The sequence below is a fragment of the Halocola ammonii genome (assembly GCF_049334165.1).
In the GTDB taxonomy this organism is placed as follows: domain Bacteria; phylum Bacteroidota; class Bacteroidia; order Flavobacteriales_D; family Sanyastnellaceae; genus JBEGHD01.
Genome location: NZ_JBEGHD010000007.1, coordinates 203,723 through 222,258, shown reverse-complemented (window position 1 = coordinate 222,258; position 18,536 = coordinate 203,723). Strand labels below are relative to the sequence as shown.

The 18,536-nt window shown below is 44.4% G+C and carries 18 protein-coding genes and 1 tRNA gene; 5 read left to right on the top strand and 14 right to left on the bottom strand.

From position 1 onward, the window contains the following. Nucleotides 1-214: 214 nt before the first annotated feature. The 5 genes from ABHV44_RS09290 to ABHV44_RS09270 all read right to left on the bottom strand — a co-directional run bounded on the left by ABHV44_RS09290 (nucleotide 215) and on the right by ABHV44_RS09270 (nucleotide 5,572). Nucleotides 215-303: transfer RNA gene (locus ABHV44_RS09290), tRNA-Ser, on the bottom strand. 83 nt (nucleotides 304-386) lie between these two features. Beyond that, nucleotides 387-1,088, bottom strand: coding sequence for a hypothetical protein (locus ABHV44_RS09285; RefSeq protein ID WP_459074404.1), 702 nt, complete (start codon nucleotides 1,086-1,088; stop codon nucleotides 387-389). 146 nt (nucleotides 1,089-1,234) lie between these two features. Continuing rightward, nucleotides 1,235-3,319, bottom strand: coding sequence for an HD family phosphohydrolase (locus tag ABHV44_RS09280; RefSeq protein WP_459074403.1), 2,085 nt, complete (start codon nucleotides 3,317-3,319; stop codon nucleotides 1,235-1,237). 29 nt (nucleotides 3,320-3,348) lie between these two features. Beyond that, on the bottom strand, nucleotides 3,349-4,791 hold the full coding sequence (locus ABHV44_RS09275; RefSeq protein WP_459074402.1) for an SLC13 family permease: 1,443 nt from the start codon (nucleotides 4,789-4,791) through the stop codon (nucleotides 3,349-3,351). Nucleotides 4,792-4,870: 79 nt separating this feature from the next. Beyond that, the gene (locus ABHV44_RS09270; protein ID WP_459074401.1) at nucleotides 4,871-5,572 is read right to left on the bottom strand and encodes a hypothetical protein; all 702 of its coding nucleotides are present in this window, start codon (nucleotides 5,570-5,572) and stop codon (nucleotides 4,871-4,873) included. Between the two features lie 105 nt (nucleotides 5,573-5,677). On the opposite strand from ABHV44_RS09270, the gene ABHV44_RS09265 reads away from it, so the two are divergent. Together ABHV44_RS09265 and ABHV44_RS09260 are read left to right on the top strand one after the other, a co-directional pair. Then, nucleotides 5,678-6,142 carry a GNAT family N-acetyltransferase gene (locus ABHV44_RS09265; RefSeq protein ID WP_459074400.1) on the top strand — a complete coding sequence of 155 codons (465 nt, stop codon included), beginning with the start codon at nucleotides 5,678-5,680 and terminating at the stop codon, nucleotides 6,140-6,142. After that, nucleotides 6,143-6,673, top strand: a complete 531-nt coding sequence (locus ABHV44_RS09260; protein WP_459074399.1) for a DinB family protein — start codon at nucleotides 6,143-6,145, stop codon at nucleotides 6,671-6,673. It abuts the gene before it with no gap. Between the two features lie 55 nt (nucleotides 6,674-6,728). Here the strand turns inward: ABHV44_RS09260 and ABHV44_RS09255 are convergent, their stop codons facing one another. Both ABHV44_RS09255 and ABHV44_RS09250 read right to left on the bottom strand, forming a co-directional pair. After that, the gene (locus ABHV44_RS09255) at nucleotides 6,729-8,024 is read right to left on the bottom strand and encodes a M56 family metallopeptidase (RefSeq protein ID WP_459074398.1); all 1,296 of its coding nucleotides are present in this window, start codon (nucleotides 8,022-8,024) and stop codon (nucleotides 6,729-6,731) included. Beyond that, a complete protein-coding gene (locus ABHV44_RS09250) occupies nucleotides 8,021-8,383 on the bottom strand; it encodes a BlaI/MecI/CopY family transcriptional regulator (RefSeq protein ID WP_459074397.1) in 363 nt (120 codons plus the stop codon). The genes ABHV44_RS09255 and ABHV44_RS09250 overlap by 4 nt, the downstream gene beginning before the upstream one ends. 228 nt (nucleotides 8,384-8,611) lie before the next feature. Here ABHV44_RS09250 and ABHV44_RS09245 point away from each other — a divergent pair, with 228 nt between their 5' ends. The 3 genes from ABHV44_RS09245 to ABHV44_RS09235 are packed head-to-tail and all read left to right on the top strand — an operon-like array spanning nucleotide 8,612 to nucleotide 11,758. Continuing rightward, the gene (locus tag ABHV44_RS09245; RefSeq protein ID WP_459074396.1) at nucleotides 8,612-9,865 is read left to right on the top strand and encodes a glycosyltransferase family 4 protein; all 1,254 of its coding nucleotides are present in this window, start codon (nucleotides 8,612-8,614) and stop codon (nucleotides 9,863-9,865) included. After that, complete coding sequence (locus ABHV44_RS09240; RefSeq protein WP_459074395.1) at nucleotides 9,846-11,102, top strand: O-antigen ligase family protein; 1,257 nt, start codon at nucleotides 9,846-9,848, stop codon at nucleotides 11,100-11,102. The genes ABHV44_RS09245 and ABHV44_RS09240 overlap by 20 nt, the downstream gene beginning before the upstream one ends. Continuing rightward, nucleotides 11,099-11,758: a transglutaminase-like domain-containing protein gene (locus tag ABHV44_RS09235; protein WP_459074394.1), complete on the top strand. Its 660-nt coding sequence runs from the start codon at nucleotides 11,099-11,101 to the stop codon at nucleotides 11,756-11,758. Before ABHV44_RS09240 ends, ABHV44_RS09235 begins: the two co-directional genes overlap by 4 nt. A gap of 16 nt (nucleotides 11,759-11,774) precedes the next feature. On the opposite strand, the gene ABHV44_RS09230 is transcribed toward ABHV44_RS09235, so the two are convergent. From ABHV44_RS09230 to ABHV44_RS09200, 7 genes are all read right to left on the bottom strand, one after another. Further along, nucleotides 11,775-13,433: a CTP synthase gene (locus tag ABHV44_RS09230; protein ID WP_459074393.1), complete on the bottom strand. Its 1,659-nt coding sequence runs from the start codon at nucleotides 13,431-13,433 to the stop codon at nucleotides 11,775-11,777. Between the two features lie 74 nt (nucleotides 13,434-13,507). Next, the gene (locus ABHV44_RS09225) at nucleotides 13,508-14,053 is read right to left on the bottom strand and encodes a hypothetical protein (protein WP_459074392.1); all 546 of its coding nucleotides are present in this window, start codon (nucleotides 14,051-14,053) and stop codon (nucleotides 13,508-13,510) included. A gap of 38 nt (nucleotides 14,054-14,091) precedes the next feature. Next, nucleotides 14,092-14,592, bottom strand: a complete 501-nt coding sequence (locus tag ABHV44_RS09220; protein WP_459074391.1) for a SixA phosphatase family protein — start codon at nucleotides 14,590-14,592, stop codon at nucleotides 14,092-14,094. Between the two features lie 288 nt (nucleotides 14,593-14,880). Next, a complete protein-coding gene (locus ABHV44_RS09215; RefSeq protein ID WP_459074390.1) occupies nucleotides 14,881-15,453 on the bottom strand; it encodes a DNA-3-methyladenine glycosylase I in 573 nt (190 codons plus the stop codon). A 27-nt stretch (nucleotides 15,454-15,480) separates the two neighbouring features. Then, entirely contained in the window at nucleotides 15,481-16,155 is a 675-nt protein-coding gene (locus ABHV44_RS09210; protein ID WP_459074389.1) for an ABC transporter ATP-binding protein, read from the bottom strand. Nucleotide 16,156: 1 nt separating this feature from the next. Further along, nucleotides 16,157-17,416 (bottom strand): ABC transporter permease, encoded by a 1,260-nt coding sequence (locus ABHV44_RS09205; protein ID WP_459074388.1) that lies wholly within the window; start codon nucleotides 17,414-17,416, stop codon nucleotides 16,157-16,159. Next, on the bottom strand, nucleotides 17,417-18,520 hold the full coding sequence (locus tag ABHV44_RS09200; protein WP_459074387.1) for an efflux RND transporter periplasmic adaptor subunit: 1,104 nt from the start codon (nucleotides 18,518-18,520) through the stop codon (nucleotides 17,417-17,419). Between the last annotated feature and the right edge of the window lie 16 nt (nucleotides 18,521-18,536).

Here is an 18,536-nt window from a genome sequence, read left to right as displayed (position 1 = left end):
GGCCCTTCACCCAAGCAAAGCTTGGCTCGGGGCTCTAAACTTCGGGGATTACTAACGTGATCCTGGTGGGGAGGAACTACAAGATCCAAAAACCTGACAATGCTGCGCATCGTTGGCTTTTTGCTTCAGAGGCCCTTCACCCAAGCAAAGCTTGGCTCGGGCCCCTGAAGCAAAAACCCCATCCAGCTTTGCTGAATGGGGTTTTTGGATCTTGCGGAGAGAGGGGGATTCGAACCCCCGATACCCGTTTCCGGGTATGCATGTTTAGCAAACATGTGGTTTCAGCCACTCACCCACCTCTCCGTTTTGTGGGGGCGCAAATGTAAAAAATATTGATTTATTGCCAAGCTATTTTCTTTCACAAATAATTCATCCCTGATCTTAGATCACTTTTCAAAGCCCATTCCACCAATTGTCACTTTCACATAAAACATATCCATGTTGAAATCTGGGCCTCCGGAGATATCTCCTCCAGCAAAACCCCACTCCGAAAAACGCACACCGTAGGTGTATCCAGCACTGAGCCCGATACTAAAACCGCCATAAGAACTTCCATCCTCACTTTGCTCAATAATTGGTAAAACATTCATATTTAAAGAAATGTCCGCAAGAAAACCTCCAGTACCAACGGTGATTTCCCTTCCGGGATCCTGACGCACCTCATCAGCTGAGATGTTCTCATTTTGTGTAATCTGCACTTCGTAGCCACCCCCACCGAGGCCGAGCATTGGATAAATCTTTAATTGTTCGCGATTGTAAACGAGATACCCTATGTCAAGTGTACCCATACCTCCAGCGAGGCTCATCTTGAGACTGTCGTCCGTGTGCGTGTCGCCAATCAGTCCCTGGCCACTTCCTCCAATAATGAAATTGCCGATAAAACTTCGGCCGCCTCCCCCAAATAGAAGTTGATCGTTTGTGAAACGTTTGGCTTCACCCTGAATGAATTCTTCAAAAGCCGAAACATCCATGTTTGCATAGCCAATAGAGAATCCTCCTCCACCACCACGAAGGGCTACTTCGTTCTGAGCCACTACAGACTGAGCACCTAAAATGCAAAGTGCGAATAAGTATATCCTGAACTTCATATGAATCGAATTTTAATTTTTACAGTTGTTAGAAAGAAAGAATTTTGCGATAGAGCACCAAATCTATCCCCAGAGATAAAACCGCGTCAAACCGCTGAATATTAATCAACTGATCCAGATAAAGTTAAAAAGAAAAACGATGAGATTTAATCGGGATACTCCAGACGAACGTGATAAATATTCATCAACTTTTTCTTGAACAGTCGCTTCACCATAGTGATCTCCCTAAACGTCACATTCGCGTAAATAAACTGTCCGTCAGCCATCTGCTGATTAATGATCGTCTCCACAAGATTGTCGAGTTTTTCGGCATTAACATCCTTGATGGACTTGGATGCTGCCTCTACCGAATCTGCCATCATCAACACAGCCGTTTCTTTTGAATATGGAAGAGGACCGGGATATCTAAACTTCTTGTCCTTTACATTCTCCTCCCCTAATTCCTGAACGGCCTTCCTGTAGAAATACTCAGTGCGCGTGGTACCGTGGTGGGTCCTGATAAAATCAATTATTTGATCTGGGAGCCCTTGTTTTTTGGCCCGGCTCACTCCTCTGATCACGTGATCGATAATCAGCTTTGCGCTCTCCTTATAATTGAGATCATCGTGAGGATTGGTGCCGTGCTGGTTTTCTATAAAATACTGCGGGGCATACATCTTACCGATGTCGTGATACATTGCTCCTGCTCTGACAAGCAAAGGATCTCCACCGATTTTTCTAATTGCCTCTTCCGCCAGGTTGGCAACTTGCAACGAATGCTGGAAAGTGCCTGGTGCCTTTTCATTTAATTGTCTCAAAAGTGGATTGTTGGCATCGGCAATCTCAAGCAGAGAAACATCTGACAGAAATCCGAAAGTTTTTTCGAACAGATAAATCAGTGGATAGGCAAATAGTGAAAGCATCGCGTTTCCGGCAAACCAGGCGTAGTTTTCCCAGGCAATGTTGGTCAAATCTCCTTCCTGAATGATGTTGAGCCCAAAGTAGGTGATGGAATAGCTAAACAGAATGATTGCTGCCGATAAAAAGAATTGACTGCGTTTCACCAGATTGGTGATGGCGTAGAGCAGCAAAATTCCCGCGAAAACCTGGAGGAAAACAAACTCAAACGGATTAGGAACAATGAAAGACACAATGAATACCGACACAATGTGTAAAAAGAGCGCCAGTTTGGTGTCGTAAAAGGTCCTTATGATGATTGGCAAAATGCACAGAGGTGCGAGATAAACCCTGAGAAACTCCACTTCCAGTGTGAACTTTGCCATCAGCATGTTCAGAATCAGCAAAACGAGTATGAACAAAACTTTAGAAGGCGAGTGAATAACTCTGGCTGCGAAAAGTTTCAGGAAAATAAACATGGAAAAAATACACAGCGCCACAAGAGTTATCTGCCCGAGAAGAATAATATATGCACTGCGCTTTCCTACTACCTGCTCCTCGTATTCTTCTTTGAGAGATAAAAGCTTTTGATACTTGTTCTCAGTGATCACTTCGCCCTTGGAAATTATTTTTTCGCCTTCGTTCACCTTGCCTCGCGAACTCGAAACAGTAGCAAGTCTTTCCTCTATAAGTTGGGCTGTTTTTGCCTGATCGAAAAAAACGTTGTAAGCGAGGTTCTCCTCGATCAGCGTGAGTAAGAAAGTCTCGTTGATCTGATCGTTGTCGGGAATCTCGTCTCGAGCGAGATTGTAGGCCGATTGGAAATTGAGCAAATCGCCAACTTCTACTGATCGTCCTACGTTGTTCTCTACAACAACAATGGTAAAGTCATCAGACTTTTGCTCATGAGCTTTGTTTAAGTCAATGAGCCCTTTTGCAAAAATTTCATCTAAAACTGACTCACCAATTTTTGCATACTCTTTCTTCAACTTTTCGGAGTCTTCGTCAATTTCGTCCTCCGTGCGACCGGTAAAATCATCCCAGCGTTTATTCAAGTCTTCTTTAAATTGACTGATCTGACCGGAGCTCACAAGCTTGTCCTTGTAGTAGTAAGGCGCAACAGACTCGATCGCTTTCTTTCGATCTTCCTTGAGCTCTTCTGCCGGCTTTCGGATAGCAAACTCAAATGGAGCGTAAAGATCTTCGTGCTCCCACACCTTCCCGAGGTCAAATTCGTATTTGAATTGAGCCTTGCGCGGAAAAAGATAGACCAGCACTCCAACACTCAAAAGCAGTAGAATGACAACCAGGATAGTGTTGTGTTGATCGCGAACTTTACCTAAAAATGAGTTCATAGAGGGCTAATTTAAAATTTCACCGCGACTCAAGTGTGCATCAGTAGCGGGAAAACGTAGGTGCAAAAGGCCCAAATCATCAAAATAGCTACGATGTTCAAAACAATTCCTCCCCTAACCATCTGTGCTACTGAGATATGACCACTCGCAAAGACGATGGCATTGGGTGGAGTAGACATCGGCAACATAAACGCACAACTTGCTGCTAGAGTCACTGGAACCGCGTAGTCTAACGGATCTTGTCCGACACCGATAGCCACAGCAGCAACAACAGGTACAAAGACACTCGTGAGCGCCACGTTGCTCATAAGCTCAGTTAGGAACAAAGAAACAGCGGCCAGTCCTAAAATAATCCAAATTGGATTCACATCTCCCAGTCCGGTAAAGGATTCGCCAATTAGATCGATCAGGCCAACCACATTGAGCGCATTGGCCAGCGAAAGTCCACCACCGAAAAGAAGCAGAATTCCCCAGGGAAGTTTCTCGGTGTCTTTCCAGGCGAGGAGTGCTTTTTCTTTTTTTGTTCCTGCAAAAACCACAAACAGCATGACCGTAGCCAATATGGCAATACCGGCATCGGAGAGCTCAACAAAAGTCAGATTCTCATTAATCGTTTTTCGAAAAATCCACAGAAGAGCAGTCGCAATAAAGATGACCATCACGCGCACTTCCTGATGCGTGAGCGGCCCCAGGGCTTTTATTTCCTGATCGATAATTTTCTCGGCTTTTTTGAAGCTGCCCAGCTTGTTGGGAAACAGCACGTGAGTCAGCATCCAATAAGTGACAAATAGCATGACCATGGAGAATGGAAAGCCTACTTTCATCCAGCTAAAAAAGGTAACGTCAATTCCATGGTTGGTCTTTAATATACCGGCCATTACGATGTTAGGTGGCGTACCGATGAGTGTAGCAATTCCTCCCACATTAGCTCCATAGGCAATTCCGAGCATCAGGACCAGGGCAAAGTTTCGAACACCTTTGGAGGTACTCTCCTCATCTTTCAAAAGCAAGTTGACCACGGAAATGGCGATGGGCAGCATCATTACTGCAGTGGCCGTGTTACTGATCCACATACTGAGAGCTGCTGTTGCCAGCATAAAGCCGAGAATTATTCTGTTGGCTCCAGTTCCTGTAATCCGGACGATTCCCAGTGCAATTCGTCTGTGTAAGTTCCACTTTTCCAATGCCAGAGCAAGCATAAAACCACCCAGAAAAAGGAATACAATGTCACTCGCATAGGGAGCTGCTGCTTCTTTTATAGGCATCACATCCAACCATGGAAGCAAAAGAACGGGGAGTAATGCGGTTACCGGGATAGGTACCGCCTCAGAAATCCACCAAACCAGCATAAAAGCGGCAACGCAGATAACTTTCCAGGCATCCGTACTTAGCGATTCAGAAGGAAAGATGAGAGCTATAAAAAACACCAACGGACCTAGCACAAGTCCAGCGGTTTTCTTGGTCAATTTCATCGGCTTTGGTTTTTGCCGCGATTTTTACGCGATGCCCAAAGATAAAAATCAACCCTAGATGATAATCAGTAACCTAAAGTCACTCGCCAAAAAGAAAAGATGCAAAGACAGTAGCCATGAAATACCTTTGCGGCTGAAGTTTCAGCCCATCAAGCTGTTCACCCGTTGTAAGATCGGCAGACAATCGAAGACCAATAGCATTGAAACCGTCCATTTGCTTGCTGTAAAATGCAAACTCGGTGAGGCCACTAACTTTGGCGTAGTCGAGGAATTGCCCTTCTTCCTTAATGTAGAATTCATCGAAAGCTCCGGCATACCCGTTTCCAGCAGAAAGACTCATCGCCAGTCCAAAGTGTATCGAAAAGAATTTATCATTGAATTCATTGGCAAAGCTCCCAAGCTGAAAGAGAAAAGGAATCGTCAAAAACTCTTCGTAGTATGACGTATCGTTTACATAAGCCGAACGAAAAAAATTGATTTCCAGTCCCGTTTTGAAAGTAAACTCTTCAAAATCTCCCGCAAGCAAAGTCAGGCCTCCATTGAAGTTTGCTCTGTGAAAAGTTTTCCCTGGCACTCCTCCTTCAGATGTCCTTTTGAAAAACCCCATCCCAGGCGAAAACCCAAAGTAGACTGGAGACTGCTCCTCAATTTTGTTAGTGTCCGATTTAGTTTCTGGATCTTCCTCATCTTGTGAAATACAAAAAAATGGAATCAGTAAAAAAGCTATAGCTACAGAAGCAAACCGAATAGAAAAGGCAGATAATGGACGGGCAATTTTCATATCTCGTGGATTGGATAGTGTCGGTAAAAAGTTATAAAAAAACCTGAACAACCGATTTTCCTCAAGAGCCAGGCCATGTGGCGCATTGTCTTATTTTTGACATCCATGACTGATCTAATCTGGAAATATAAAACGTACGAAGAGCTTACCAAGGACGAGCTTTACGACTGTCTTGCGCTGCGCGTAAAAGTTTTCGTGATTGAGCAGGATTGTCCTTATCAGGAAGTCGATGGAAAGGACCGGCAAAGTGATCACTTTTTTGGTGTAGACGCGGATGAAAAGATTGTAGCTTATGCACGTATTCCGCACCCGGGAGTATCTTACCAGGAACTTTCGATGGGGCGGATTGTGGTTGACCCTTCAATTAGAGGAAAAGCCATCGGAAAAGAGTTGATGGTGAAAGCGATGAATGAGTTGAAGAAAAAATGGGGTAACGTTGCCATTCGAATTTCTGCTCAGCAACACCTCAAACTTTTCTACGAACACTTCGGATTTCTTCAGGTCAGCGAAATGTATCTCGAAGATGACATCCCACACATAGAAATGCTCTACACACCTAAAACAAATTAAATGAACAAAGACATTGAAAACCAATTGGACGCGCTCGAAAAGTCCAAAAACGAAATGCTCTCAATCCTGAGCCAGTGGAGCGAAGAAGAGCTCAATCAAAAACCGGATGACAAAAGCTGGAGCGCACTTCAGGTAGTGGAGCACGTGATGGGTTCGGAAAAAGGAACTCTCGGCTACATGAAGAAAAAGACTCAGGCTTCGCCAGAAGATTTGCCTGAAGCCACTGAGGAAAACCGACTGGCTTCAATTCAGCTCAACGAGGTTTTGAAATCCACAAAACGATATGAGAAACCGGACGTGATGCCAGAACCAGAGGGCAAGTTCAGCTTCGATCAATACACCGAGGAGTGGAACAAGCTCAACCTCGCCTATCGCGATTTTTTCGAAAACCTGGACAATGCATATCTCGACCGGCAGGTTTTTAGACATCCTTTTTCAGGAATGCTCAGTGCCAGACAAACAATAGATTTTTTGATCAATCACATTGCTCATCACATTCACCAACTCAATCGCATTAAACAAGCGCAATAAAAAAGGAGCAGAATACCTGCTCCTTTCTTTATTCATACGAAAATCAAAAGTTTAATCACTCCCCTTCCGGAAGTTTGAAGTTGATCGGCAGAGTCATTTCCACAGCCACAGCCTTGCCGTCTTTTTTACCAGGCTTCCATTTTGGCATTTGTTTCAATACTCTTATAGCTTCAGCATCGAGTGCTCTATCCACTCCCTTCAGAATCTTAATATCTGAAATGCTTCCGTCAGCATTCACGGTGAAACCAGTATATACATTTCCTTCAACACCTGCATCTTTCAGGTTTTCGGGATATTTAAGGTTCGCTCCCATGAATTCGTAAAGCTTATCCATCCCACCGGGGAATTCAGGTTGGGTATAGTTTTCCGGAACACCTTCACCTCTTTGTACAATATCCATTTCTTCAACACCTGCCAGAGTTGGATCACTCGGGCTTGGTGGTGCTGGCGGATTAGGCACTTCGGAGTTTTTCGTTGAAATTGTGGACGTGGCTGACTCGCCCTCGTTTTTCTGGCACGAAGCCAAAGCAATCATCCCTCCCAAAACGGGGATGAAAAGTGCGTAGCGAAATTTGCTCCAAACTGAGGAGCTCGGTTTGTTGATCATCATAATTCTACGTTTTAACATTGATTGATTTATAAAAGAGTGTACAAGTTCTTTTCTGTTGATTCCCATCGCTTTGGCCACAAGCAATTCCTGATATTCCAGTTTGTTGGCGAGCTGCTCTGTCACCACCTGATCGGCAGCAAATTCGTGCACCTCGGCCAGTCTTTTTCCATAAAACCAGGCTACAGGGTTGATCCAAAAAATGGCTTTGGTCAGTTCTGCAAAAAACAAGTCGATGGCGTGCTTCTCGCGCAAGTGCACCAATTCGTGGTTGAGTATCGACAGCTGGTCTTCTTTGTCCAGACCCGGTTCCAGGTAAATACGACCGAAAAATGAGAACGAGCCGCCAATCGGACTTTCGTAAACTCTGTTGCCCAGTTCTGGTAATGGGACTGCCTGCTTTACAAATTGATTCAGACGAAGCACGCGAATCGAACTCCTCAGCAAGAGAGCCAGAGCTACTAGACAATAGAAAACTATCGTCAAAGTCATGTAGTTAATGCTTGAAGCAGCAGTTGTGCCACCGCCTATTTCCACAGCCGGAAGCTTGAAAGCTGCGTTGCCGATCGTATTCGAAACTGACTCGGGGAAAATGAGCAAAGGCAGCGCAAACGTGGCTATAATAGCCGAAACAAGATAGGCCCTGGCCCAACCGAAATGCGTTTCGCCTTGAAGAAAGATTCTGTAGATGGCATAAAAAATTGCCAGAGCAAGATTCATCAAAAGGAAAGTAGTGAGACTCATTTTTTCTGGTTTTTCAGGGTTTCTAAAACTTCATCGAGCTCTTCGATGCTCATCTTTTTTTCGTTCACAAAAAAGGAGATCATGCTTTTCACAGAATTGTCGAAGTAGCCTTTCATCAGCCTATCGGTGGCAAACTCTGTGTAGTCGTCTTTATCGACTATAGGAAAATACCGGTGACTTCTTCCAAACGACTCGTGTTTCACAAATCCTTTTTGCTCTAGAATGCGAACGATCGTTGACACCGTGTTATACGCTGGCTTCGGACTGGGTAACTTCGGAATAATCTCTTTCACAAAACCCTTTTCCAATTCCCAGAGCACTTGCATCACCTGTTCCTCTGCTTTTGTTAATTCTTTCATGTGCTTCTTTTTTCGTTGAGACGATCTGTTTTCCAATTTCTTCACTACAAACATAACTAATTTTTTAGTTTTAGCACTAAAACTTTAGTTTATAAATTTCATTTCTATCGGAAACACCAGTTTTTACGGGCTTTCCCGAGAGTTCAAACTTGATAACTTCAGATTTATAACTTTGAAATTGGATTTAATAACCGAACGTCCGATACTTGAGCTCCGTAAGCACAGCTGATGAAGATCTATTTCCTTACCCAATATTTTCCGCCAGAGACAGGCGCTCCCCAAAACCGGCTTTATGAGTTGGCGTTGCAATTGCAGCAAAAGGGTGATGAAGTGATTGTGCTCACCGCCATGCCCAACTATCCCGACATGCGGATCAAAAAAGGCTACCGCTGGCGCCTTTGGAAGACAGAAATTATTAATGGAATTAAGATTCACCGATCGGCCATCTTTGTCACCCGGGCAAGATTTGTACTGGCAAGGCTGCTCAACTATTTTTCATTCGTTTTCACGTCCTTTTGGCTCGGGCTGTTTAAGATCAAAAAGGGAGATTTTCTTTTTTGCGAATCTCCTCCCCTCTTTCTGGGAATTACTGCCAGAGCGCTTAGCAAGTGGAAAAAAATCGATATGATTTTTAATGTTTCCGACCTCTGGCCAGAAAGTGCTGAAAAATTGGGGATCGTCACCAACAAGCGGTTCTTGAAAATGGCCACTCGTCTTGAAGAGCACCTTTATAAGAAAGCCACGATGATTTCTGGGCAAACAATGGGCATAGTGAACAACATTCGCTCACGTTTCCCAGATAAAAAAGTAATCTGGCTGCCGAACGGTGTCAATACCGAGCAAATCATTTCTATGAAAACCGACAAACAGCAGTGGCGGAAGAAAATGGGATTTGAAGAAAGCGACTTCCTGTTTTTTTATGGTGGTATTTTAGGCTATGCCCAGGGACTTGAAGTCATTTTGAAAACAGCCGACAAGCTCCGCCATGAAGAGCACATCAAATTTATTCTTCTCGGTGATGGTCCGGAAAAAGAAAGTCTAATGCTCATTGCCGACCACCTCGAGCTAGACAACGTTTATTTTTACGACTCGGTTAGTCGTGACAATATCCCTGAAATCATCAGTGCCATTGACGTCTCGGTGATCCCATTGAGAAAGATCGAACTTTTCAAAGGTGCCATTCCCTCAAAAATATTTGAAAGTCTGGCGCTCGAAAAACCCATTTTGTTGGGGGTTGAGGGAGAAGCCTATGACCGATTTATAAAAGAAGGAAACTGCGGTTTGGCTTTTGAACCAGAAAATGCCCAGTCGCTAACGGATGCTGCACGGCAATTAATGGAAGATCCAGAGCTCACCAGAAAGCTCGGCAAAAATGGTCTCGATTACGTAAGAGAATATTTCGAAAGGAGCAAAATTGCCAGTAAATTTCGAAGTGAATTAATGGAATTTAAGAGCGGAAAAGATGACCCCGAGAGTACTTAGAAATTTTCAGATGTTTTCAGCAGGTTTGCTGGCTTTTCTGATTCCTATCAGCAAATTACTCACCTCCTACGCCATTGTTTTATGGGTTGTTTCTTCACTTCTGATGTGGCAAACTAAAGGCAAAAGCAAGTGGTCTAAAAGAGGACTCTGGGCGCTGATAGCTTTTTATATTTTTCACCTAACTGGCCTGATTCACACAACTAATTTTGATTATGCCTTTCTTGACCTGGGAATGAAAGTCAGCTTTTTACTGATGCCACTCATTTGGTTAGGCAGTCGCAAATTCTCCTCACGGCAAACTGATTTGGTGATGAGTGCTTTCACCATCGGAGTGCTTGTTGTAGCCAGTTATTCAGTTGTAAATGCTTTTATCAAATTTTCCGAAACGGGAAGCCAAAATGTTTTCTACTACACGGATTTTGCCACCATGCATCCGTCCTACCTATCGATGTATGCACTTTTTGCTTTCTCCTACATTGTGCTTTCACTATCTGGGAAAAGACTGTTTTTAGGTATCCATCGAAAATGGATCTACGCTCTGATTCTTCTTTTTTTACTTATTTACATCAATCTCCTGGCATCAAAAGCAGGTGTCCTTCTCGCTCCTGTTGCCATAGTTATTCTAAGCATCCTGATTGCTCGGTTTAGAAAGTCAGCGAAAAAAGGGTTGGTTTACGCGGCTTCTTTGCTTGCTGTTTTTGGAGTTTCCCTGTTCTTTTCTACTCAGACTATTAATCGGATTAAGAATATGATCACCATCACAGCAGAAGCTACTGAAGATCAAAATACAGAATCTAATCCCGGCCAATTGGAGCCAGAAGATACTGAGAGCACCACTGCTCGCATCACCACCTGGACCGCTTCACTGAGAGTTATCGAGAAAAATTGGCTTTTCGGAACTGGCACGGGAGATGTGAAAATCGCTCTGGCAGAGGAGTACACTGCTATGGGACAATTTGAACTTGCAGAAGATCAACTCAATTCTCACAATCAATACCTACAAACCTGGGCAGCTCTGGGTATTTTTGGAACTTTTGCTCTAGTTCTGACATTGCTCTTTGGACTTTTTGAAGCTATCCGCAAGGATAAAAACCTCCTATTCCTGTTCATTTTCATAATTTCTGCCAATATCTTTGTTGAATCCATGCTCGAAGTGCAGGGAGGTATTGTATTCTTCGCTTTCTTCTTTGGGCTACTAATCACCTCCACCCGATCAAAGGAAAGATTTGTAAAATGAACGTATCAAAGAAATTTCTGGCCCCAACTCAAAACTTCGATGCTGACAGTGATGTCATTGAAGAGTTTGTGCATTCTTGTAATGAAGAAGGCCTCACTCAGCAAGCCATGGCTGTTTGTCTTTACTACAAAATCAGGGATGAGATTTTCTACAATCCTTTTGACATTCGGTTCGATTTCGAAAATGTGACGAGCAGTTCCGTGATTGAAAAAGGTCATGGTCATTGCATCGACAAGGCTGGACTTATGGTTTCCTGCTGTCGTTTGCTCGGTATTCCCGCAAGACTGGGACTTGCCAAGGTTCGCAATCACATGGGAACGGCCAAATTGGAGAAAATTCTAAAGACAGACATTCTCGTTCCACACGGCTACACGGAAGTTTTCCTTAACGAGAAATGGATTAAATGCACCCCCGCATTCAACAAATCTCTCTGTGAAAAGCTAGGAGTGAAACCACTGGAGTGGGATGGGAAGTCGGATTCGCTCTTTCAGCAGTTCGACCGAGAGGATGGCGGTTTTATGGAATACATCGAAGACTATGGCACCTTCGAAGATATCCCTCAAAACCTGATCTCCTGGTTGATGAAAAAGGAGTACCCTCACCTGGTTGACGAAGAAGGAAACCTGTCTTCTGCAGCTCTAAAAGTCGAGGAATAAAAATCTAAACTTTCGATTAATCCTGGTTGGCTACTTCTCTGGTCGACTTGTTACTTTTTCCAGACTTCTTTTGATTGTCAAGTGAAGCTTTCACAAACTCAATAAAAAGAGGATGTGGATTCGCCACAGTACTCTTATACTCTGGGTGGAATTGAACCCCTACAAAATAAGGGTGCTTCGGAATTTCTACAATTTCCACAAGTCCTGAATCGGGATTAAATCCTGTAGGCACCATTCCAGCTTTGGTGAAAGCTTCGATGTAGTCGTTGTTGAACTCAAAGCGGTGACGGTGGCGTTCTTCCACTTCAGCTTTTCCGTATGCTTCTCTGGATTTAAAGCCTTCTTTCAGTTCGCAGGTGTAGGCTCCGAGACGCATTGTTCCACCGAGGTTGGTGATCGACTTTTGCTCTGCCATCAAAGAGATCACAGGATTCGGAGTGTACTCTTTAATCTCAGTTGAGTGGGCATCAGTAAGTCCCATGACATTGCGTGCAAACTCAATTACGGCACACTGCATTCCCAGACAAATTCCGAAAAACGGAACATTGCCTTCTCTGGCCCATTTCACAGCATCGAGCTTTCCATCTACTCCGCGAGAACCAAATCCAGGAGCCACCATCAGGCCGTCAATTCCCTCTAGCTTTTCATCCACATTTTTTGCTGTGAGTTCTTCGGAGTGAATCCACCTCAGGTCTACTGCAATTTCTTTTTCTGCCCCAGCGTGAACGAAAGCCTCTGCAATCGACTTGTAGGAATCTTTGAGCTCAACATACTTTCCAACCAATCCGATTTCGACTCTATGCTTTGGATTTTTGTGACGCGACAAAAAGCTCATCCATTTCTTGAGGTCGTGCTTCTTGCGCGTTTTCATGTTTAGCTTTTCGAGCACAACATCGTCCAGCTTTTCTTCGAGCATCAAGAGCGGTACATCGTAAATCGTGTCGGCATCGATACTCTGGATCACGGCATTTTGAGCTACGTTACAAAACTTAGCCACTTTGTTTCTAATAGAAGTTGAAAGGTCGTGCTCGGTTCTGCAAACGAGGATTTCTGGCTGCACACCAAACTCGAGCAGCTGTTTCACGCTGTGCTGCGTTGGCTTGGTTTTGAGCTCTCCGGCAGCAGCCAGGTAAGGAATCAAAGTGAGGTGAATCACGATGCAGTCGCCTTTTTTCTCCCACTTCATCTGGCGCACAGCCTCGATGTAAGGCAGTGACTCAATATCACCTACAGTTCCGCCAATTTCGGTTATCACAAAATCGTATTCGCTTTTGCTTCCCAAAATCTGCACACTGCGCTTAATCTCGTCAGTGATGTGAGGAATGATCTGAACGGTTTTCCCCAAATACTCACCCTTGCGCTCTTTGTTGATTACGCTCTGGTAAATTCTTCCGGTAGTGATGTTGTTGGCTTGCGAGGTCAACACATTGGTAAACCTTTCGTAATGCCCGAGGTCGAGGTCGGTTTCGGCACCATCGTGAGTCACGTAGCACTCTCCGTGCTCGTAGGGGTTTAGCGTACCCGGATCGATGTTGATGTAGGGGTCAAACTTTTGGATGGTCACCCGATAGCCGCGCGACTGAAGCAGTTTGGCCAGTGATGCTGAGATTATTCCTTTTCCGAGAGAAGATGTCACTCCACCTGTGACAAAGATATACTTGGTGGTTCCGGGCATTGTTCCGTAATATTTAAATGAAGAATTACGGAGCGCAAAGGTAGAAAATTAAACGGTGCCCGATCGCAGAATTATCAACGATCGAACCTTCTTTTGAATCGGCTTTTGCGTTCTGTGTGATAATTGTGATCCCCTGGTTTTTGCTTTCTCCCTTTGGAGCCCACATACTGAACTACATAGAACATAAACACAATGGCGAGCACCTCCTCAAGACCCAGATAATTATTCGAATCTTTCAAAAAAGCGAGCCAGTCACCAACGTTAAAATCAGTTAGGATAGCATGGCTCGATACCAGAGCACCAGCTTTCAAAATGCCTTCCCGATGCTCAATAAAATGAACGTAGCCAATCCACTGGCCAATGAAGTAAACGAGCAATGTGGCTAAACCAGCCCCAAACAGAAAGAAAAACCTATAACTGCGGTGTGGCTTCACCAGGCTGACGATCAACCCTCCTGCAGCTCCGGTGATGGCAAGTTGAACATAGCTGATAAATCCAAAGCTGATAACCGCGTAGCCCCAAAACAAGCTCCCGAAGTAAACCAGGATGATTAGAGAAACAGCCGCAAAAACCCACTTCACATTTTTATCGATCCAATTTTCGAGTGTCTCCAATTCCATTTGGAAAATCTGATTTTGAGAAATTCGTGAGATGCGAATTAACGCAATTCAGCATAATTTTTAGGAAAATCGAGGTATTCCAAAAAGCCGGTGCCCGCAAAAGCTTCTTGCCAGGAGTCGATGTCGAAAGTTAATTTGGCGATGGCGCAAGTCGGCATGTCCACATGTTCGTTGGAGTAGTACCCGACCAAACTGCTGAGGCCCGGGTTGTGACCAAAAACCACAGCACTATTCCAGTTGTCGTCCAGAGCTTCAACAACACTACTGAGATCCGTGACCTGAGCTTCGTAAATCCTGTTATCCAGACCTATGTCGGTAATGGGCTTTCCGAGTTCCTGAGCAAAAATCTCAGCTGTAGTTTGAGCGCGTTTGGCAGGACTGGAAACGAGGCCATCTACCGATTTCTCTCTTTCTACAAACTTTTTTGCCATGAATGGAATATCACGAAGACCTCTGTCGTTGAGTGGTCGGTCGAAATCTCGCTGATTGCGATTGGCCCAGGAAGACTTCGCATGTCGGTGAATGTAAAGCGTTTTCATCGCGGAAATTTCGCTGCAAGATAGGCCAAAAAGAGAAAAACCCCACAGACGTTTCTGTGGGGTTGTTTCTTTAGCCTAAATACTAATAACCTTAAGTTGCTTAATTATGAGAACCTTCAAAATTAAGTTGCGCCCAAGTCTACGGGAGGCACTCGTTTTAGGTTTAGATTTTTCTGAAGAATCTTCCTGAGAAAAGCTTAACTCTCTTGCAGTCAGAAAGAAAAATTTTAAAAAAAATTAATGTTGGCGCTGATGTGACCGAAGACTAGATTTCTACTCTTCCGTAGATCAACTTTTCAATTGGTCATATCTAAAACAGCTCATTTCGTGGTCGTTCACCATGCCGCTGGCTTGCATGTGTGCGTAAACTGTTGTCGGCCCAATAAATTTGAAACCTCTCTTTTTCAAATCCTTACTCAACCTCTCGGCCCTGTCGGTTTTTGCTGGTACTTCAGAAAGATTTTTCCTGGCGTTTTGAATGGGTTCATGGTCTACAAAACTCCAGATGTAATCGCAAAAGGTGCCAAACTCTTTCTGCACTTCGAGAAATCGCTGAGCATTGTTGATGGCTGATTCAATTTTTAGCCGATAGCGGATGATGCCTTCATTTTGGAGAAGCTTATCGATATCGTTCTCCGAAAACTTTGCGACCTTCTCGGGATCGAATCCCGCAAACGCCTTTCTGAAGTTTTCCCGTTTCTTCAAGATTGTGAGCCAACTCAAGCCCGCCTGGAAAGTTTCGAGTAGCAGAAACTCAAACATTTTTCGGTCATCCCGAATAGGAACTCCCCATTCTTCATCGTGGTATTTTTGGTAGAGCGGATCGGAACCGACCCAGCCACAGCGGTGTTTTTGAGCCATCTCAGGATTTTTGGTGATGAGACGAATTTAGCTAATTATCCGTCCGTCTTCCATCTGAATGATACGATCTGTTTTGGCGGCAAAATCGTCATCATGGGTCACCACTAGCAGTGAGAGATTCTCTTCATGACCAATGTCTTTGAAGATATTGAAAACATTATTGGAGTTTTTCGAATCGAGATTTCCGGTAGGTTCATCCCCCATGATGATAGAGGGATTATTGATCAAAGCCCTGGCAATGGCCACCCGCTGCTTTTGACCACCCGAAATCATCGTGGCTTTTTTGTGGGCCTGATCCTTAATGTCGAGCAGGCGGAGCTTCTCCATGGCGTCTTCCCTTATTTCATCTTCCGACTTTTTGGCGAGTTTCCTGGCCGGCAACATCACATTTTCCAAAACAGAGAACTCGGGCAACAGGTAGTGGAATTGAAAGACAAATCCGATGTGCTCGTTTCTAACCCTCGCCAGTTGATTTGCAGACTGGCCAGTGAGCTTTTCGCCATCGAGATAGAGACTGCCGGAATAATCCGTGTCCATCGTGGAAAGGATATAAAGCAAGGTCGACTTTCCACATCCCGACTTCCCCATAATCGAAACGAATTCACCTTTTTCGACATCGAAGCTTATGTCTTTCAGTACATGAAAGTCCACGGGGTCAGTAAAGTGTTTGTTGATATTTTCGGCTTTCAGAACTGTTCCCATTTCACTGACCTCTAATGATTTCTACCGGATCAATTTTTTGCGCCTTCGAAGCCGGTAAGTAACCGGCAAGAAAAGTCGAAATAAGCGCAAAGACAATCCCAATGGTGTAGTAAAGTGGATCGTAGTTTACCGGATAGGTTTTGATTGTCGGCAAGGCCTCGGTTTCAAATGGAGCATTGTCGATGAGCACCGAAACTCCGTAGCCGAGAATCAACCCCAGCAGTCCTCCAGCCAAACCGATCAGCAGGGCCTGTGAAATAAAAATCATCTTAACGTCCTTGCCGGCAAAACCCGTGGCTTTCAAAATGGCGATGTCATTCATTTTCTCGTAGATCACCATGTTCAATATGTTGTAGATGCCAAATCCAGCCACTATCAAAAGCGTGATGGAAACGGCATAGGTAATCAGATTTCTTATAGAGGTCCCAGTTTCGAACTGAGCATTTGCTGCTTTGATATCAACTGCGCTGATATTGAACTGGCGCTCGAGTCGCTCAGCCATTGGCACTGCATTTTCGATGTTGTGCAACTTCACATTGATATCGGTGATGTAATTTTTGGGTTCACCCAAAATTCGCTGAGCGGTGGATAGGTTGACGTAGCTCTGTTTGTCGTCTACCTCTGCCAGCCCACTCTGATAAATCCCAACGATCTTAAGCGGAAAAATGTCTCCGCGAACAGTGCCTACCTGCACTTTGTCTCCCACTCCAACCGACATCTTTTTCGCGATTCCAGCTCCCAGCAAAATTCCGTTCTGATCGTTGTTGAGCGCTCTTGCACTTCCTTCAACAATGTAATCTTGCATGTTAAAAAGACGAACCTCCTCGAGAATATTCACGCCATTCACTACTCCATTGAGCTCAATCGCACCAGAAATGTAAAACACCTGTGCTACCACTTGAGAGGTCACTCCCTTCACCTGTTCTTGCTTTTCCAGGTGATTGATGATGGGCAAGGCGTTGTGGATGCGCTTGAGGCTCTGCTTTGGCTTGATCGACCGGATGACGTTGAAGTCGCCAACATAGTTCTCATCCCGCTCTATCGGTTGCTTTTCGCTCGGCTTAATCTCATTAAAAAGATGGATGTGAGGTGTCCTATTCAGAATAAGTCCATCTAGAAGTCCGTTCAGACCGGTCATAAAGCTAACCATGATGATGAAAGTACCGATTCCAAACGTCACACCGAGTGCGGCAATTCCCGTCTGCTTTCTTCGCGACAGCAAGTGCTTTTTCGATATGCCTAAAATGACCTTCCAGTTCATCTACTCGGGTTTGGTAATTATTGTCGTTGAATCGATACCAGAAACAATCTCAATTTTCTCCATGCTTTTAATTCCGGTTTCCACATCGAGCGTATCGCCTTGGGTAATCACTCTTTTGCCCTCCAGCAAAAACGATCTTGGAATGGTTAAGGAGTTTTTCTTTTCGGCCACGATGATGTTTGCTTCTCCAGCTAATCCCGGGTAAAGCTTTTCGGGCTTTTCGATGAGTTTGCCCTGTGCTCTGAAAGTTTGCGACCGTTCATCTTTGAGTGGAAAGATCTTGCTCACTTCAGCTTCGTAAATCTCATTTGGAAAAGCATCCAGGGAAAGGATAATTTTTTGACCAACTGACAGATCTGAAATGTCCACCTCATCAACTCGCATTTCGAGGACAAACTCATCTGCCCTTCCGATAGCCGCCAGTGGTTGTTGTGGTGAGACAAGCTCACCTCTTTCCTTCAGGATGTCATAGATTTTCCCATCGATTTGGCTTCTAAGCACAAACTCATCTGCATTGGTGAGTGCAGCCTGATAATTATTTTCCGCCTGGGTGAGCTGAGTATTCAACTCATCGCGAGTTCTTTTTAATTGGTTTTGAAGCTGCTCGAGGTTGTGTTTTGCGTTCTTGTAAGCGAGCTCTCTTCTTTCTAGTTCAGCTTTCGAACCGATGTTTTTCTCCCAGAGTCTTTGCTGGCGCATGTAGTTCATCGAATCGTTCTCCAGTTTCATTTGAGCATCGGAGATTCGAGCTTTCAAATCGTTTAAGACTGTCTGCTGGCCGCGTGCATTTTGTCTGGCAAGTTGCAGTTGAGCTCTGGCATTTTCCACATTCAGTTCGGGAGCTTTGTTTTGGATTTTTAAAATAGCGTCACCCACTTTTATTGAATCACCCTCGCTCACCAGAATTGAATCTATGATTCCAGTTGCTACAGAATAGGCCTGGTAAAAATCTTCGGGTTCCACGATGACTGAAGCGTAAACAGATTCTGTGATATCTTCTACATCAGGCTTCACTTGCTCGGAAGAATCGTTGCAAGAGGTGATTAGAAATGTTGAGCTAAGGCAGGTGAGCAGCAGCAGAGCGATGTTTTTCAATTGCTTCATTTTTGGGTAAGATTCC

Bases quoted from the DNA above. Each gene is read 5' to 3' on its own strand.
- ABHV44_RS09285 (WP_459074404.1), bottom strand. From the start codon at position 1,088: ATGAAGTTCAGGATATACTTATTCGCACTTTGCATTTTAGGTGCTCAG.
- ABHV44_RS09280 (WP_459074403.1), bottom strand. From the start codon at position 3,319: ATGAACTCATTTTTAGGTAAAGTTCGCGATCAACACAACACTATCCTG.
- ABHV44_RS09275 (WP_459074402.1), bottom strand. From the start codon at position 4,791: ATGAAATTGACCAAGAAAACCGCTGGACTTGTGCTAGGTCCGTTGGTG.
- ABHV44_RS09270 (WP_459074401.1), bottom strand. From the start codon at position 5,572: ATGAAAATTGCCCGTCCATTATCTGCCTTTTCTATTCGGTTTGCTTCT.
- ABHV44_RS09265 (WP_459074400.1), top strand. From the start codon at position 5,678: ATGACTGATCTAATCTGGAAATATAAAACGTACGAAGAGCTTACCAAG.
- ABHV44_RS09260 (WP_459074399.1), top strand. From the start codon at position 6,143: ATGAACAAAGACATTGAAAACCAATTGGACGCGCTCGAAAAGTCCAAA.
- ABHV44_RS09255 (WP_459074398.1), bottom strand. From the start codon at position 8,024: ATGAGTCTCACTACTTTCCTTTTGATGAATCTTGCTCTGGCAATTTTT.
- ABHV44_RS09250 (WP_459074397.1), bottom strand. From the start codon at position 8,383: ATGAAAGAATTAACAAAAGCAGAGGAACAGGTGATGCAAGTGCTCTGG.
- ABHV44_RS09245 (WP_459074396.1), top strand. From the start codon at position 8,612: ATGAAGATCTATTTCCTTACCCAATATTTTCCGCCAGAGACAGGCGCT.
- ABHV44_RS09240 (WP_459074395.1), top strand. From the start codon at position 9,846: ATGACCCCGAGAGTACTTAGAAATTTTCAGATGTTTTCAGCAGGTTTG.
- ABHV44_RS09235 (WP_459074394.1), top strand. From the start codon at position 11,099: ATGAACGTATCAAAGAAATTTCTGGCCCCAACTCAAAACTTCGATGCT.
- ABHV44_RS09230 (WP_459074393.1), bottom strand. From the start codon at position 13,433: ATGCCCGGAACCACCAAGTATATCTTTGTCACAGGTGGAGTGACATCT.
- ABHV44_RS09225 (WP_459074392.1), bottom strand. From the start codon at position 14,053: ATGGAATTGGAGACACTCGAAAATTGGATCGATAAAAATGTGAAGTGG.
- ABHV44_RS09220 (WP_459074391.1), bottom strand. From the start codon at position 14,592: ATGAAAACGCTTTACATTCACCGACATGCGAAGTCTTCCTGGGCCAAT.
- ABHV44_RS09215 (WP_459074390.1), bottom strand. From the start codon at position 15,453: ATGGCTCAAAAACACCGCTGTGGCTGGGTCGGTTCCGATCCGCTCTAC.
- ABHV44_RS09210 (WP_459074389.1), bottom strand. From the start codon at position 16,155: ATGGGAACAGTTCTGAAAGCCGAAAATATCAACAAACACTTTACTGAC.
- ABHV44_RS09205 (WP_459074388.1), bottom strand. From the start codon at position 17,416: ATGAACTGGAAGGTCATTTTAGGCATATCGAAAAAGCACTTGCTGTCG.
- ABHV44_RS09200 (WP_459074387.1), bottom strand. From the start codon at position 18,520: ATGAAGCAATTGAAAAACATCGCTCTGCTGCTGCTCACCTGCCTTAGC.